The organism is Centipeda sp. (in: firmicutes), assembly GCF_057271695.1.
This window is the reverse complement of record NZ_DBHIVL010000058.1, coordinates 1-15,110: the sequence shown is the minus strand read 5'-3', so window position 1 is coordinate 15,110 and position 15,110 is coordinate 1. Positions and strand designations below refer to the sequence as shown.

Below are 15,110 nucleotides of genomic sequence, written 5' to 3'. Positions count from 1 at the left end.
CGGGCAAAAAAGATGCGTCAAGATGGCGTGGCTGAATTTATCAGTGCTTCCTTAATAAGGACATAGCGCCCCTGCGTTAGCATGGGCGCATTGTTATATGGACTTATTTCCTAGGGAAGTGCTGAATTTATCAGTGCTTCCCTCGTATGGAGGAAGCTTTTATGTATAAAGAGGGGTACAGACGGCGTGCGTTTGTCGCATTTGTACTGAGTACGGCACTCGCGCTGCCCATGACTGCGGATGCCATGAGCCTTACACTTGCAGAGGCAATACGGACGGCACTCGCCGCGAATACGGGGCTGCGTGTCACGCAGATGGGCGAGCGGACATCTGATGCCGCACTGAAGCAGGCACGAGGGAAGAACAGCATTTCAGCAGAGGTATCCGACACCCTGCGTACGAGCAAGACCAAGGACGAGGATGCACAGACGAGCAACAGTCTGTCTGTCTCGGCGCGTCTGCCGCTCTACAGCGGCGGTGCAAATGAGGCGAATATTGAGTCCGGTGAGATTGGCACGCGTGCGGCACGTCTCACCACCGAGCGTGCGCGTGAGGATCTGAAGTACGAGGTGACTGCCGCTTACTGGGATGCAGTGGAGGCAAGCAAAAAAATCGAGGTGCAGCGTGACACCGTGAACAAATACGATGCACATCTGAAGAATGTCACCGTGCTCTACGAGGCGGGCGCACAGGCAAAGATCGACGTACTGCGCTCCTCTGTGGAGCTCTCGAATGCGCGGCAGGAACTCGTTCGCGCCGAGAATACCTATGAGGTGAGCCTTGCAACGCTGCGGAACCTGCTGAATATCAGCCGCACAGAGCCGCTCACGTTCACGACGGAAGTTGCGTATCAGCCTTTCGACACCTCTGTCGACAACTGTATTTCCTATGCCCATCGCAGCAGACTGGACCTCATCGTCGCGCGTGCGAAGCTCCGTCAGCGTGAACTCGCCATCGAGAGCGCACGGGCAGGGAAGAGGCCGAGCGTCAATCTCACACTCGGCACGGGGCTGACCAGTCAGTTCCACCCGCGTCATGATACGAGCTCAGATGTGTCCGCCTCCGTCGGCGTCAGCTGGAGCATCTTTGACGGCGGCGTTACACGCGGAGCGATTGAGGAGGCAGAGGCGGAGCGCGACATCGCCCTGTTGAACGTGAAGAAGGAGGAAGAGAGCATTGATCTGAACCTCCGCAAGGCGTACCTCAATATGCGTGAGGCAGAACAGCGTTTTACCTCGACCGGGGATGCGGTGCGTCAGGCGCGTGAGGACTATCACATCGCGAATGAACGCTACCGCGCGGGCGAGGGCATCCTCCTCGACATCATCGACGCGCAGACGGCACTTGCCACGGCGGAGACGAATGCGATCAGTGCACGCTATGACTACGCTCGCTATCGCGCACAGGTCGAGAATTTGATGGGGACAGAGCTGACGGAAAGCGAGCATGCGGCGGCTGAGGGGCTTCCCGCCGTGACCGCAGAGGAGTGTGCAGCAGCACAGGCGGCATACATTGAGGGCGGTACGGATGCTGCAGCGAGGGAGGTGGAGTAAATGAAGCGCGGTAAAATCATTGGCATCGGCGTTTTGGCGGCGGCATTGATCGCGGGCGGTGCGTATTGGTACATGGAATCGACTGCGGCAGACAAATCGGCACAGGCAGTCGAGACGGTAGCAGTGCAGCGCATGAACATCAAGTCGACCGTCGAGGCGACGGGGACGATCCGCCCTGTGGACTCGGTGGAGGTCAGCTCCAAGATCACGGCACGTATCACCTCCGTCCTCGTCAAGGAGAACGACATTGTCACAGCGGGGCAGATCGTTGCGACCCTCGACGGCAAGGACTATGAGGCAAAGCGCGATCAGGCACAGTACCGCGTGACGAATACGCGGGCGAAATACAACCGCATGAGCTACCTCGAGAGCATCGGGGCGAAGTCCAAGTCCGATCTCGAGGATGCGGAGTACAACTACGATACGGCGCAGTCGACGCTGGAGGAAGCGAACTCCGATGCAAACGAAACGATCATCACCGCGCCGATCTCGGGCGTTGTCGTGGGCGAGCCGAAGACGGCAGGATCGATGGCAATACAGGGTTCGGACAACCCGACCGTCATCATGCGCATTGCAGATCTCTCAAAAAAGCAGATCAAGGCGAAGGTGGACGAGACCGATATCGGGAATATCCGCATCGGACAGGAGGCGACCTTTACCGTCGATGCCTATACCGATCAGAAATTTACAGCACGCGTCTCCAAAATTTCGCAGACCGATGTGTCGAACAGCTGGGATACGAGTTCTGCGTCCTCCTCGTCGGCATCTTCGAGTGCGAGTGTCATCTACTACTATGTGACGCTCGATGTGGATGATCCGGGAAATCTCCTTCTGCCCGCGATGACGGCGCGCGTTGTCATCAATACGGCAGATCGGAACGATGCGCTCGTCGTGCCGCTCTCCACGCTCAAGACGGATGCAGCGGGATCCTATGTCCTCGTCCTGCAGGAAGACGGGACGCAGGAGACCCGCTACGTGGAGACGGGCATCTACAGCGATGAGTATGTGGAAATCCTTTCGGGACTCAGTGAGGGAGAGCGCGTCGTCAGTACCTACACGGCAAAGGTCGTTCCGATGAGTATGCAGGCGGGCGGACCGCCGCCGTTCTGATACGGGGGATTTTCGATGGAACAAAAAGAAATGCCCTCGACCATCCTTCTGCGCGGGATTCGCAAGCTCTACCGCATTGGCGGCGAGACGCTTGCCGCACTCGACGGCATCGACCTCGACATTCGGCGCGGTGAATTTGCCGCGCTCATGGGACCCTCAGGCTCGGGGAAGTCCACGCTCATGAATATTCTCGGCTGTCTCGACCGTCCGAGCGAGGGTTCCTATATGCTCGACGGCGCGGAGGTCGCGGGTCTTGATGACGATGCGCTCGCTGCGACGCGCAACAAGAAGATCGGCTTTGTCTTTCAGAATTTCAACCTGCTCCCGCGCATCTCTGCCCTCGACAACGTCGCCCTGCCCCTCGTCTATGCAGGCGTGGGACGGCGTGCACGGACGGAGCGTGCGGAGGAGGTGCTCCGTGCCGTGGGACTTGTCGATCGCAGGGAGCATCTCCCCAATGAACTCTCGGGTGGACAGCGTCAACGCGTGGCGATTGCGCGTGCGCTCGTGAACAATCCGCACATCATCATGGCGGATGAGCCGACGGGCAACCTCGACACGAAGTCCACGAAGGAGATCATGGACATCTTCGAGCGGATGCACGAGAAGGGGCATACGATCATCCTCGTCACGCATGAGCCGGAGATTGCCCAGCGTGCAGGTCGCCAGCTGCTCGTCCGTGACGGCAGGATCATGCGCGACGAGGGGAAGGGGGTCGTAATGGATGTTGTTTAAGGAATGCTTCGGCATGGCATTGAATGCCCTCCTCGCGAACAAACTCCGCTCTCTCCTCACCATGCTCGGCATCATCATCGGTGTCGGCGCAGTCATCGCCATGGTTTCCATCGGCATGGGCGTGCGCACGAGCGTTGCGGACTCCTTTGCCAGTCTCGGCTCGAATATGCTCATCGTTATGCCTGGCTCGACCAACCATGGCGGCGTGCGCGGTGCGGCAGGCTCGCGCAAGTCCTTGAAATACGATGATGCCCAAGCGATTGCGGCAAAGATCAAGGGCATCGACTACGTTTCCCCCACCGTCTCCACCGCCTATCAGGTCGTGAATGGCAATCTCAACTGGAATACGATGGTGCAGGGCGTTACACCAGAGCTGATGCAGATCCGCTCACTGAAGGTCGCAAGCGGATCGTTCATCACGGCGAGTGACATCAAGAAACGCAGTCGTGTCGCCGTCATCGGCCCCACCGTTGCGAGCAATCTGTTCGGTACGGAGAACCCCGTCGGAAAGAACATCCGCATCCACAATCAGCCGTTCAAGGTCATCGGGCTGACGGCGGAAAAGGGGCAGTCCATCGGACAGGATCAGGACGATGTGATCTACATTCCCATCACGACAGCGCAAGAGCGCATGCTCGCCATCACGCACGTCCACTCCATCGACATACAGGTATCGAGTCCCGAGCGGATGAATCAGGTGCAGGCAGACGTCGAGAATCTGCTGCGTCAGCGGCACCATATTCAGCACGGCGCAGAGGACGATTTCACCGTTCGCAATATGACGAGTCTCATGGAGAGCTTTACGGAAAATACGAATATGCTCACGCTGCTCCTGGGCTCCATCGCGGGCATCTCTCTGCTCGTGGGCGGCATCGGCATCATGAACATCATGATGGTCTCCGTCACCGAGCGCACGCGTGAGATCGGCATCCGCAAGGCACTCGGTGCGACCTCCTCGAACGTGCTCATGCAGTTCATGATCGAGTCCATGGTCATCGGCATTGTCGGCGGCGTGATCGGCATCGTCCTCGGCATATCGCTCTCCAAGGCAATCGGCGCGTTCGGCGGACTCACGACCACCATCTCCATCCTGCCCGTCCTCGTCTCCTTCTCCTTTGCCGCCGGCATCGGTCTCTTTTTCGGTATCTATCCCGCACGCAAGGCGGCGCGGCTCGATCCAATCGACGCGCTGCGGTATGAGTGAATTGAGAACACGGTCAATAAACAAGCCCGTAACGGAACATTTCCGCTGCGGGCTTGTTCATATCATGTTTTATTTATTGATAATCAGCGCCATAAAGACGAGATCCTCGGTCTCGGAGGCGTTGGCGATGGCATGTACCTCGCCCTCGGCGCAGAACGTCGTCGTTCCGGGGCCAATCTCGATCTCCGTGCCGTTGTCGTTGTAGCGTGCACGTCCCGAGAGAATGTGATAGGTCTCCGTGTTGCCCTCGTGCTTGTGTACTCCCATCGAGGCATGGGGCGGAATCGTCACGCGTGCATACATCGCGCATTTGCCGTCGAGTTCTGCAGGGCCGATGAGCTTCTGGATGTGGATCGTACCGTTGCCGCCAAAGCGCTTCTCGGCATCGATGTGCTCGGATTCGATGATTGCCATGAAATGATCTCTCCTTTGTAATTCTACACAGATTCTGATAGAATGGGGAAGCGAAGCACGCAGTAAGACGTGTCTCGCTATATATTCTAAATATTCGCGATGGAGGCGTATTTTCCTTTTTTATGATTTATAAATTGAGCGAATCTTGCACATCCCCGTAAACTCTAGACTTTATTGTGGCTCTACCTGTGATTTGTCTACCGTTTGTCTACGGACTCGCTTGTCTACCATTCGAGAGAAGATCGCGATTGTCTCGCGCTGCATCTCTTCCGTATCGTGCGTATAAAGATTCTGCGTGATTGTCGGATTGACATGACCAAGGCGAGCAGCAACGTCGACGGGTTTTGCACCGGCTTCGATGAGTTTTGTCGCATGAGTGTGGCGGAAGCTATGTGCGTTGAGACCGAACGGATGCAGGACATACCGAACGGCGTCATAGAGAACAGGCAGACCGAAATCATCCGTACAAACAAATGGGAGGCGCTTCGCGTCTTCTGTCGGGGCTTCGATCTTTGGTGCGGTGCGCAGCTGTCCCGTACCGTTTCCATAGATGATCTGATAGGCATTGCCAAAATAGAGCTCGTTTTGTACCTGCTTCATTTTCCAACGCCGCAAGGCAGTGCACAGAACACGGTCGATCAGAATCGTGCGCTTGCTCGATTCTGTTTTTGGCGGCGTATAATAGAGCTGTCCCTGCTGGGATCTCGTTGCAAGCTGATAGCGGATATGCAGAACGCCGTCCTGCAGGTCGATATCATCCCATGTGAGCCCAAATATCTCACCGATACGTGCTCCCGTGTGGTAGGCAAGCAGGAGGGGAATATGACACCTGTGCCCGAAGGGGCACTTCTCCAATACCGTTGCAAATATCTCGGGGGAGATAATGACGCGCTGCGTGAGTTTTATGGGGGCGGAGCGGGGGATGCTGATGCCCGTGCAGGGATTTGAAGCGATGATCTCCGCCGGATAAACGGCGTATTTTAGAGCCGTTGACAGGATCGTTTTGATCACTTCGATCGTCCGTTTTGCGAGACCCTCCGCAGCGAGGCGTTTCACCCATGCGTCGATATCACGCGGATGCACGTCCTGCAGCACAAGACCGCCGAGATATGGGATGATGCGCGCATGGAGCACGGACCTATAGTTGATGTATGTCCCTTGCGCGATGCTCGGCTTTGCGACATTCTCGAGCCATGCGGTGAGATAGTCGCGGAGTTTGATCCGCTCGCTGGTGATGCCGATGTTGCCGGACTTCCAGTCTGCATAGGCGGCAACACCTGCATCATATGCCTCCTGCTCTGTCGCATATCCTCCTTTTTCGATCATCTTGCGTTTGCCTGTGGTTGGATTTTTGCCCACATCAAAGGAGTAGGAGTAGGTTTTGCCCCGTTTGCGGGTGCGAATCGTTGCCTTCTTTGCCATAATAAAACACCTCCGAAGATTCGATGTGGAATAATCCCCGAAGGTGTGATATACTTTGCCTTGCAATAGAGTAGGTATATCTCCTCGGGGATGACCTGCTTCGCCGCTCGTCGTGCTACCAACACGGTGGGCGGTTTTTTATAGGAAAAAGCTATGCATCGGGATATGTCAGGATGCCCCACAGAGACTTATTGATGTAATAATTTTCACGCCCACGCTTTACTTTATCAAGCTCGCCCAATTCGGTGAGCTGTTTTAGGTAGCGTGAGGCTGTTTGCTCTTTTGCGATCCCTCTCTCAACAAGAAAGTTGATTTTGCAGTAAGGTTGCTCGAACAGCAAATCGATCAGTTCTTTTGAATAAATTTTAGGCGCATTGGTTTTCACCCGGTCAATCATCTCGGATTGGGCGATATGAATTCCTTTGATTGAGCGCAGCGTCTCTCTAGAAGTTTGCTCTACTGCGTCGAGCATATACAGTATCCAAGTGAGCCAGTCACAATGCTCTGTAACACCCTTCAATGCGCGGTAATAATCCGTTTTATGTCGGATAATGTAACTGGATAAGTATAGGATAGGGAAGCTGAGTAGCTTTTCTTGAATGAGATATAGTACATTGATGATTCGTCCTACACGACCGTTTCCGTCCGGGAATGGGTGGATGCACTCAAACTGATAATGAATGACCGCCAGCTTAATGAGAGGATCGATGCCATCATCTGAGGTATTGATATACCTTTCCAGATTGGAAAGAAGGCGCATAATATCCTCTGCGTTGTCCGGCGGCGTGTATACGATCTCGTTCATAGAGTTCCGAAGCACAGTTCCGGGGAGTTTGCGTAGCCCATCATCTCGCTGCTTCACGATACGGAACAGGTCGATGAACAAATTGATCGTCAAGGGGTAATCATCAACCAACTTGTTGTACCCATACCACATAGCCTCTTTATAGTGCAAGACTTCCTTTACAGAAGGAGAGATGTTCTTATCGCGAGGCGCGGCAAATGCTTGATACAGCTCATCGTTTGTTGTTACGATGTTCTCAATCTCATTCGATGACTTTGCCTCCTGTAAAGCAATTGACTGCAAAAGCAGGAGCGGATTCGCTTGATTAAACGACCATCCACGCAGTTCGGCAAGCGCCCTATTTGCTGAGATTGCCTTCTTCAATATCTCTTTTTGCTCTAAGTCGCAGCTGGGAGGGAGCGTTGGTAGAGTGTTATATGGAATATCTTTTTGATGTGTCATTTTTCCACCTTCGAATGGAATAGCCTTATAATTTTTCTTTTTTTAACGGTATTTTGTGAATAGGTTTATGCGATAAAGGTATATGCATGATAGCTTTATTTTTGACTAAATATATAAAGGTATCAGATCAATAATCCTACGATATTTTGCGGATTTTAGATCGTTTCCCATCATAAACCTCCTCTTTTGATCCTGTCCTATAAAGTCAATAAAATCAACGGGTTACGGATATTTCAAATGGTAAAATATCGATGTTTGATCCTGTTGTTTGCCGCTCCAGGTGCAGTCTTTTTATGCTACACAATATCGCTCTGAAAGGCGACGGATTCTTTCTTGTGCGAGGATATCCTTACGGGGCTACGTGCGAACCGCTCGTCGTGTTACCAGCACGGTGGGCGGTTTTTTATTGGGTTAGATAGGCAAGCATCAAGGTGGGATATCCCATCTCTCGGTCGATATTTGACATGACCACAGGCGGAAGCTTTTTCTGCAGGCTTTGATACTTTGCGAGAAAGGTTTTTCTCATGCGGGTGAAATCAGACTTTTTAAGGAAAATCTGAAAAGCAATAAGCAGAGCCAGAACATCCGATTTTCCATAGATGAAATTCCCGGAGGTGTTTCTCGGAAGGCATAGCGCGGTGTGGTAGTGCGTATCCGGAATAAACTTCAACGATGAGCCATATTGGTTGGCAGAGTAGTTTGCCGTATAGATGCGCCCACCATGTGCACACACGTTGCGGAAGGCTTTCAAAAAGCCTAAAAACCCATTGAGATCAGAAGCCGACAGGCTAAAGTGTTTGCTGACATTCTGCTGATCAGAGAGCTTCATAGAGGCATAGAAGTGTTGAATCGTACCAAATGAAAGAATGCTATTCGCCACCCACAATGGAACGTATCCGTGTTCTTTGCGGTAGTGGCAAATCGCGTTGTTCCCGCTTCGCTCATAAAAGAGCAGATCCTTGTTAAACTTCTGAACCAGTGCAGCGGCGCGCTTTCGATTTTTTGTCGTACTGTTATTGAAATTGTTGATATCCATATAGAACCGGTCATCATGCCCATACCGTTCTGAAAAATGATAGGCGAGCAGTGCTTTTATGTGTTTTTCGATCTTCAGCAGTCCCGGCATAAATAGGGTGCGTAGTTCTTGGTCAAAGGAGTAGAGTGCATACAGTTGTTCAAACGTAGTCCCTGCAATATACTTTTCCGGGAGTGTGGTAGCGAGGGAGTGCTTTTTATAGCCGTTGATGACGTTATAGTAGCCCTCACGCAGCATGATATCCCTAAAAGTGCGCGGATGCATGATAACCAACCCCCTCGATTCGAGGATTGTACGTTGCTGCGTATAGGTTTTGAATTCTTTATCAGCCATATAAATCACTCCAGAAAAGACGAATACCCCCAACGCCATCGGCATCAGGGGTATCGTGGTCCAAGGTAGCAGCCGAAGCTGCGCCGAGGAACTTCTTCCTCTGTATATTACCAGATACCCGTGCCTTTTGCAATAAGTTTAAGTTATTTAATTTTCATATATCGTCTCATATCGCCCTATAACGTCTTATATCGTGCGGGAATTTATCTGTTTTTCATTTCGCGCGCTGCCTTGGCACGCTCCCGTCGGCTAGTCTATATCGCTCTGAAAGGCAACTGCCTTGCCCATGATGCGGCATTCGACATGACTTTCTGCCGTATATACGATGGGGGCGTACTTCGGATTCTCCGCCTGCAATATAAGAGAATCTTTCTCCTTGTAGACGCGCTTTAGCGTTGCCTCATCCTCGATCAGGACGGCGGCGATCTCTCCGTTGTCCACATCCGGCTGTTTCTTGATGAAAACAATGTCACCGTCATTGATGCGTGCGCCGATCATGCTGTCCCCCTGTATCTTCAGGCAGAAATCAGCGTCAATGTCCTCCGTGCACTCGCGGTATCCGTCAAAGTTCTCATCGGCGTATATGGGAACTCCTGCGGCAATCGTACCGAGGAGGGGGACTTTCTTTGTCACAATGGGAAAGACGTTCGCGGGCAGATCGTCTGATGCGGGGGCGTTCAGTGTTATCGGTTGATCGCCGTCCAATATTTTCAAAAGAGTGTCCACATCGGTTTTCGTCCCGCGAGCGATCTTCTCGAAGGTCTGCATCGTGGGAGAGATGGGTTTACCTGTTTTGGGGTTTATGCCTTTCTCAAGAACATTGATATACGCCTTGCTAAAGCCGCATAAGTCTGCCAAAGCCTGCATGGACAAGTTATGCTGCTCTCTATATAATTTTAGCCACTCACCAATCTTCATAAGTACGCACCTCAATTCAATGTCAATTATATTTTACATTACAAAAAGAAAGTTGTCAAATATAGTTGACAAAAATATAATTGTCTATTATACTAGACAAAGAATGGAATGAAAGGAGGGAGAGTATGGGGTTTAAAGTCAAAGAAGTCCGCCTTGCAAAAAATATTTCACAGGATGAACTCAGCAAAGCTTCTGGGGTATCGAGGCAGACTATATCTGATCTTGAGCGCGGTGAAGTTGTTAATACCACGACAGCTACACTTGCGAAACTTGCAGAGGCTTTGGGGTGCAAGGTTGGTGATATTTTTGCACCAGATGTCTAATATAGTAGACAAACCAGAGCGCAGAGGCACACGACATCCGCGCAGCAGAGAGGAGGTGAGGGGATGGAAATCATCATCAAAGGCGAGGCAAAAGAAATCGCCGCCCTGCTACTGGAGATAGAGGGGCGGCGAAACAAAGAAGCTGATGTCGATAAGATATTTCAATCTTTGTCGTATGGGATGTCTAAGGGGAGTGAAGCTATGGAGCGGAATGCGGCTACAGAAGGTGCCAATGCTTTGCGCGATATGTCCGTGAGAATCCGAGTGGAAGATGTTCTGCTTAAAGGACGGCTTGGTGAGGTCAAGGAGTTCATTGCGGGGATAGAAAAAGAGTACGGCGGCAACCATACTCTTTCCATCCAGCTTGAGGTCGGTTTTTAGCTACTCGCATTTGACCAGTCCGCTCTCATCAAGGGTGAGACGATCCATGAGCCGAACGTCGTAGGCTTTGAGGATTTCGCTGAAGTGCGGTTTCTCCTCTATTGGGAGAGATCCCCTATACATGATCGTTACCATGCTGCTGCACAGCAGTAAACGTCCTGTAAATTTGCGAGCTGGACGGGGGATACCATCCATAATGGAAACCGCTGGGACTTCATCCTTCTGATACCCGAGGATACGAAACGGTACTTTCGCTTCCTTAACATCGGCAATGAAGCTTTTGAAGCATTCGAGGTCTTTGGTCAATATCATGCTGACACCTCCTTTCCGCACTGATTATACCACGACGGGGAGGCGGGCAACAACCGTAAGCGCGGAGGCACACGACATCCGCGCAGCAGAGAGGAGGTGAGGGGATGGAGTTGCGCAGATTCCGCATGAAAGGAAAAAACGACCCCGACGAGTTCTTCGCATGGTGTGCGAGGAAAGGTCTGAGCCGTGAGGATCTGATGCTTATTCTTGCGTCGGTGGAACTTGATACTTCCGTCGAAGCTCTACCAACGTATCCACGCTGATTATACCACGGCGGGGAGGAGAGCAACAACAGTAAGCGCAGAGGCACGCGGCATCCGCGCAACAGAGAGGAGGTGAAATTGTGGAAAAATCAAGTATTAACCCGTTTGACACACTGCGGGACGAGTTGGCGGAGATTATCCGCAGCGTCGTCCGCGAGGAGGTGCAAAAGCTCAAGGCAGAGCAGCTGGGTGCACCGCAGATCGTTCCAGAGCCGGAGGAGCGACTGCTGAACCGCAGGGAGGTTGCGGCTATCCTCGCCATGACACCGGGCACAGTCTCGGCGAAGATGGCGGCAGGTGAGATTGTCTGGACGATCGACCCCTCGGATGGAGACCGCAAGGTTCGTCGTTCATGGGTGACGCAGTATATCAGGAACCTGCCCACATACACAGGACCGAAGAACGCAAGAAGGGAGGTAGTTGCATGAGCGGCAAGAAAGTGATTGCAGGATGTGTGATCGCGGGACTAGCGATTCTGTTCGCGGAGTGCCGGAGTGCCCGCCGAAAGGAGATAACGAATGGCAAATATCATGACGATCGGCAATGTGCGAGGCTACATTGCCGAAGATGGCAATGCTTGGCTGAACGCCGAGGACGTTGCGCGCGGATGGGGATTCGTAAATGCCCTGCGGTGATAGGAAGGTGAATCTAGTGAAGCAATCTCGTTTTGAAGTCTACCTGCATTGTGTCCTAACAGAGGCTCAGATCAGGCTCCTGAAGGAATCTCTGCTTGCAGGTCGGCGGATTTACTTCTACGGCGCGGAGGGGACAGGGAAGTCGATGCTGTGCAGCATTCTCCGTCATAACGGGTTCGATGGAGTATTTGAGCCGGGTTCAGTCGTGATAGGTGGATCCGATGATCCAATCGGTCCATTTACTCTCCCGAAGAATCCGCGCGGAGTTGTCCTTCTGGAACTCTACGGATTGAAAAAGCACCTCGATCTGACCGAGGTGCTTGGATTCAGCCGCAGCGATATTGTTGCATGGCTCACGGCTTGAGTACGTTCGGGACGCGTGCATTGAAGTACCAGTTTGGCTCTGATTCATCGGTACGCTTCCTTTTGAAACCAGCGGCAACCATCGCCTCAGAGAAACATTCACTGGTGACGTGCTGATCTGGGAATCCTTGAGTACTCACGAAATGCTGTTTCAGTCCGTATGCTGAGTGCCGGCGGTTATACCCGGACTGCACTTTGAAGTTAAGGGCAATGTAGTCAAGAAGTGCGTCCTGCATATCGGTTGGCAGATCAGCAAAATGGTCAACGTTTGGCATATCGTCATCTCCCTTCTGTGCTCAGTATAGCATATCGGTGGGAGAAGAAGAAAAGGTGATTCGTGTGATTGACAATAAATTTTCTGCGATTCTCGGCAAAGGAGGGATGCCACAGCGATAATTCGCCGGACGGTCAAAGACGATGTGAGGCTAAACAGATAGAACGGAGGTGCAATGATGGACAGTGCGGCAATGGAGTCCATCATCGCCAGTGCGATCGAGCGCGCGAGCAGGTCGGTCGCTGTTGTGCGGGAGTGTCAAACACCAGACGAACTCCTGACGGTGGTAGAGGTTGCCGCGGTGCTCGGCGTTGGTAAGAACTATGCAAATATGCTGGTGCAGTCCGGTATTATCCGGGGCATCAAGCTGAATGGCATGAAGGTACGCAGGCGCGAGCTTGAGCGCTGGATGGCTGCAATGGACGGGATAGATTCGGAGGATCCTCGGAATCCCGTCCCGATCGAGAGAAAGGAGGCGGTTGCATGAGCGGCAAGAAAGTGATTACAGGATGTGTGATCGCGGGACTAGCGATTCTGTTCGCGGGTGCGGCGAGCGAGCCGTGGAACGACGGCAAGGACGTCGTCCTTGTCGAGGAGGTCTACGTCGTCCAGAATGGCGATACGATCTGGGATATCGCAGAGACGTATTGCGCCAAGAACACAGGCACGCGCCGCTATATCTTGGAGTACAAGAGCGGCATCGAGGAGATGAACCCGTGGCTGCTCGAACGCCACGGGATGATCTATCCCGGCGATCGTTTGAATATCACGTATTGGGTGAAAGGAGATGCGCAGTGAAGAGTGAGTGGAAAATCTCAAGCATGTACCTCGGCGGCAAGAAGGTGTATCAGGTATACCGCATCAAGGATATGCGTGTTGTCGATCACAGCGGCAACCGCGAATACGCGGGCGGGCTGCTGCACGATGAGCGTGAGGCGATGGCACACGCAGAGAAGCTGAACCGTAAACAGGCATAAAAAGAACCCGCAGCGACGCTAACCGCTCCGGGCGACAAGAAAGACTTACAGACACAGTATAGCACAACTCAAGGAGGATTTACAACATGACAATCAACATTAACCTCACTGGTATGGATCTCGCGGCAGCAGGTAAAGAGGGCGTAACCGCTCTCGTGAATGCCTGCACGGCATTCGCCGGCGCATCGCTCGGCACGGAGATCGAGATGTCGGACAAGCCGCACAAGGTGACGACGGGTGACGGCATCGTCGTGCCGGAGAAGGTGTATGCGGATGAACCGATTCCGGCAAAGGCAGAACCGGCGGCACCTGCACCGAGCGTGCCGTCCGCTGCATCGGAGACCATGGTACCCACTGCGCCTGTCACTCCCGCGACACCTGCACCCGTTCCGACAGCTGGCGCACCGACGTATACGGTCGAGGAGCTGCAGCTCGCGTGTGCGCCACTGACGGATGCCAATCGAATGGGTGAGCTGCAGGCGGTCTGTGCCAAATATGGTGCGGCATCGCTCCTCGATATCCCGAAAGAGCAGTACGGTGCACTCGCCGCTGATCTACGTGCGTTGGGGGCGCGTCTTTGATGGCCGCCGCACACGCACTTCTCAGCGCATCGAGCGCACACCGCTGGCTTGCCTGCACTGCCGCGCCGAAACTCGAGGCGGAGTTTCCCGACACGACGAGCACGTACGCCAAGGAAGGCACACTCGCGCATGAGATCTGCGAGCTGAAGCTGACGAAGTACATCACAACAATGCCGCGCGGGACGTATACGAAGAAGCTCAACGCATTCAAGAAGCACGAACTTTACGATCCAGAGATGGACGAGACGACGGACACATATCTTGACTATGTGAAACGGACGGCGCTCAGTTATCCGGTGCCGCCGAGCATTCAGATCGAGCGGCGTGTGAACTTTAGCGACTACGCCCCCGACGGTTTCGGCACGGCGGACTGCCTCCTGCTCGCGGGCGATACTCTGCACGTCATTGACTATAAGCATGGCAAGGGCGTCGTTGTCGATGCGGATCACAACCCACAGATGATGCTCTATGCACTCGGGGCAATGCACGACTTCGCTCTGATCTACCGATTCAAGACGGTGCGGATGGCAATCGTACAGCCGCGCGTCGGCAGTATCAGTGAGTTCGCCTGTACGGCGGACGAGCTGCTGCACTGGGGCGAAACGGTCGTCAAAGTGAAGGCAGAGGAGACTCTGGGAGACGCCCCTGTCTTTGCAGCGGGCGAGCACTGCCGCTTCTGCCGCGCAAAGCATCAGTGCAAGGCACGCTGCAATTACTATGCGGATCTGCACCCCGCACTGGGGAAAGACCCACGTATCATTTCATCGACGGAACTCGGACATTATTTGGGGATTGCGGGTGCGCTCAAGAAGTGGGCGGAGGATTTGCAGGAATACGCGCTCAGCGAATGCCTTGAAGGCAACTCCGTCCCCGGCTGGAAGGCCGTGGAAGGGCGAGGCAGCCCTTCCTTTACGGATATGGATGCGGCCTTCGCCATCCTCGAAAAGGAGGGCGTTGAGGAGTGTCTGCTCTGGGAGTGATGTTGTATAAATAAAGTTGACAACTTCTTTGCAAGGATTTTAGATAAAGT

Annotated in this window: 21 protein-coding genes; 14 read left to right on the top strand and 7 right to left on the bottom strand. The window is 53.3% G+C overall.

Translation table 11 applies throughout. The features are described 5' to 3' along the window. Positions 1-161: 161 nt before the first annotated feature. Genes ACO6BQ_RS09265 through ACO6BQ_RS09250 form a run of 4 tightly spaced genes read left to right on the top strand, consistent with a single transcriptional unit; the run spans position 162 to position 4,602 of the window. Positions 162-1,553: a TolC family protein gene (locus ACO6BQ_RS09265; protein WP_489120583.1), complete on the top strand. Its 1,392-nt coding sequence runs from the start codon at positions 162-164 to the stop codon at positions 1,551-1,553. Next, entirely contained in the window at positions 1,554-2,663 is a 1,110-nt protein-coding gene (locus tag ACO6BQ_RS09260) for an efflux RND transporter periplasmic adaptor subunit (RefSeq protein WP_489120582.1), read from the top strand. It begins immediately after the preceding gene. Positions 2,664-2,678: 15 nt separating this feature from the next. Further along, on the top strand, positions 2,679-3,398 hold the full coding sequence (locus ACO6BQ_RS09255) for an ABC transporter ATP-binding protein (RefSeq protein ID WP_489120581.1): 720 nt from the start codon (positions 2,679-2,681) through the stop codon (positions 3,396-3,398). Beyond that, positions 3,388-4,602, top strand: a complete 1,215-nt coding sequence (locus tag ACO6BQ_RS09250; RefSeq protein WP_489120579.1) for an ABC transporter permease — start codon at positions 3,388-3,390, stop codon at positions 4,600-4,602. The genes ACO6BQ_RS09255 and ACO6BQ_RS09250 overlap by 11 nt, the downstream gene beginning before the upstream one ends. Positions 4,603-4,671: 69 nt before the next feature. Here the strand turns inward: ACO6BQ_RS09250 and ACO6BQ_RS09245 are convergent, their stop codons facing one another. The 5 genes from ACO6BQ_RS09245 to ACO6BQ_RS09225 all read right to left on the bottom strand — a co-directional run bounded on the left by ACO6BQ_RS09245 (position 4,672) and on the right by ACO6BQ_RS09225 (position 9,971). Next, the gene (locus ACO6BQ_RS09245; protein WP_489120578.1) at positions 4,672-5,016 is read right to left on the bottom strand and encodes a cupin domain-containing protein; all 345 of its coding nucleotides are present in this window, start codon (positions 5,014-5,016) and stop codon (positions 4,672-4,674) included. A 171-nt stretch (positions 5,017-5,187) separates the two neighbouring features. Then, positions 5,188-6,438, bottom strand: a complete 1,251-nt coding sequence (locus tag ACO6BQ_RS09240; RefSeq protein ID WP_489120577.1) for a tyrosine-type recombinase/integrase — start codon at positions 6,436-6,438, stop codon at positions 5,188-5,190. Positions 6,439-6,589: 151 nt separating this feature from the next. Beyond that, positions 6,590-7,684, bottom strand: a complete 1,095-nt coding sequence (locus ACO6BQ_RS09235; RefSeq protein ID WP_489120576.1) for a Fic family protein — start codon at positions 7,682-7,684, stop codon at positions 6,590-6,592. Between the two features lie 403 nt (positions 7,685-8,087). Further along, positions 8,088-9,053 carry an Abi family protein gene (locus tag ACO6BQ_RS09230; RefSeq protein ID WP_489120575.1) on the bottom strand — a complete coding sequence of 322 codons (966 nt, stop codon included), beginning with the start codon at positions 9,051-9,053 and terminating at the stop codon, positions 8,088-8,090. A gap of 249 nt (positions 9,054-9,302) precedes the next feature. Further along, on the bottom strand, positions 9,303-9,971 hold the full coding sequence (locus ACO6BQ_RS09225; RefSeq protein WP_489120574.1) for a helix-turn-helix domain-containing protein: 669 nt from the start codon (positions 9,969-9,971) through the stop codon (positions 9,303-9,305). Between the two features lie 125 nt (positions 9,972-10,096). On the opposite strand from ACO6BQ_RS09225, the gene ACO6BQ_RS09220 reads away from it, so the two are divergent. Together ACO6BQ_RS09220 and ACO6BQ_RS09215 are read left to right on the top strand one after the other, a co-directional pair. Beyond that, entirely contained in the window at positions 10,097-10,294 is a 198-nt protein-coding gene (locus ACO6BQ_RS09220; protein WP_037351544.1) for a helix-turn-helix transcriptional regulator, read from the top strand. A 63-nt stretch (positions 10,295-10,357) separates the two neighbouring features. After that, complete coding sequence (locus ACO6BQ_RS09215; protein WP_489120573.1) at positions 10,358-10,675, top strand: hypothetical protein; 318 nt, start codon at positions 10,358-10,360, stop codon at positions 10,673-10,675. On the opposite strand, the gene ACO6BQ_RS09210 is transcribed toward ACO6BQ_RS09215, so the two are convergent. After that, a complete protein-coding gene (locus tag ACO6BQ_RS09210) occupies positions 10,676-10,987 on the bottom strand; it encodes a hypothetical protein (RefSeq protein ID WP_489120572.1) in 312 nt (103 codons plus the stop codon). Between the two features lie 104 nt (positions 10,988-11,091). On the opposite strand from ACO6BQ_RS09210, the gene ACO6BQ_RS09205 reads away from it, so the two are divergent. The 3 genes from ACO6BQ_RS09205 (at position 11,092) to ACO6BQ_RS09195 (ending at position 12,249) form a co-directional block, all read left to right on the top strand. After that, positions 11,092-11,250, top strand: a complete 159-nt coding sequence (locus tag ACO6BQ_RS09205; protein WP_489120571.1) for a hypothetical protein — start codon at positions 11,092-11,094, stop codon at positions 11,248-11,250. An 80-nt stretch (positions 11,251-11,330) separates the two neighbouring features. Further along, positions 11,331-11,678, top strand: a complete 348-nt coding sequence (locus ACO6BQ_RS09200) for a hypothetical protein (RefSeq protein WP_489120570.1) — start codon at positions 11,331-11,333, stop codon at positions 11,676-11,678. Positions 11,679-11,901: 223 nt separating this feature from the next. Next, the gene (locus ACO6BQ_RS09195) at positions 11,902-12,249 is read left to right on the top strand and encodes a hypothetical protein (protein WP_489120569.1); all 348 of its coding nucleotides are present in this window, start codon (positions 11,902-11,904) and stop codon (positions 12,247-12,249) included. On the opposite strand, the gene ACO6BQ_RS09190 is transcribed toward ACO6BQ_RS09195, so the two are convergent. Continuing rightward, positions 12,239-12,523: a hypothetical protein gene (locus ACO6BQ_RS09190; protein ID WP_314331170.1), complete on the bottom strand. Its 285-nt coding sequence runs from the start codon at positions 12,521-12,523 to the stop codon at positions 12,239-12,241. The two genes, ACO6BQ_RS09195 and ACO6BQ_RS09190, sit on opposite strands and share 11 nt — an antisense overlap. 177 nt (positions 12,524-12,700) lie before the next feature. Here ACO6BQ_RS09190 and ACO6BQ_RS09185 point away from each other — a divergent pair, with 177 nt between their 5' ends. The 5 genes from ACO6BQ_RS09185 (at position 12,701) to ACO6BQ_RS09165 (ending at position 15,060) form a co-directional block, all read left to right on the top strand. After that, positions 12,701-13,009 (top strand): helix-turn-helix domain-containing protein, encoded by a 309-nt coding sequence (locus ACO6BQ_RS09185; protein ID WP_489120567.1) that lies wholly within the window; start codon positions 12,701-12,703, stop codon positions 13,007-13,009. Then, the gene (locus tag ACO6BQ_RS09180; protein ID WP_489120566.1) at positions 13,006-13,320 is read left to right on the top strand and encodes a LysM peptidoglycan-binding domain-containing protein; all 315 of its coding nucleotides are present in this window, start codon (positions 13,006-13,008) and stop codon (positions 13,318-13,320) included. The genes ACO6BQ_RS09185 and ACO6BQ_RS09180 overlap by 4 nt, the downstream gene beginning before the upstream one ends. Further along, positions 13,317-13,499, top strand: a complete 183-nt coding sequence (locus ACO6BQ_RS09175) for a hypothetical protein (protein ID WP_489120565.1) — start codon at positions 13,317-13,319, stop codon at positions 13,497-13,499. The genes ACO6BQ_RS09180 and ACO6BQ_RS09175 overlap by 4 nt, the downstream gene beginning before the upstream one ends. 86 nt (positions 13,500-13,585) lie before the next feature. Then, positions 13,586-14,080 (top strand): hypothetical protein, encoded by a 495-nt coding sequence (locus ACO6BQ_RS09170; RefSeq protein ID WP_489120564.1) that lies wholly within the window; start codon positions 13,586-13,588, stop codon positions 14,078-14,080. Next, positions 14,080-15,060, top strand: coding sequence for a DUF2800 domain-containing protein (locus tag ACO6BQ_RS09165; protein ID WP_489120584.1), 981 nt, complete (start codon positions 14,080-14,082; stop codon positions 15,058-15,060). Before ACO6BQ_RS09170 ends, ACO6BQ_RS09165 begins: the two co-directional genes overlap by 1 nt. Positions 15,061-15,110 lie beyond the last annotated feature (50 nt).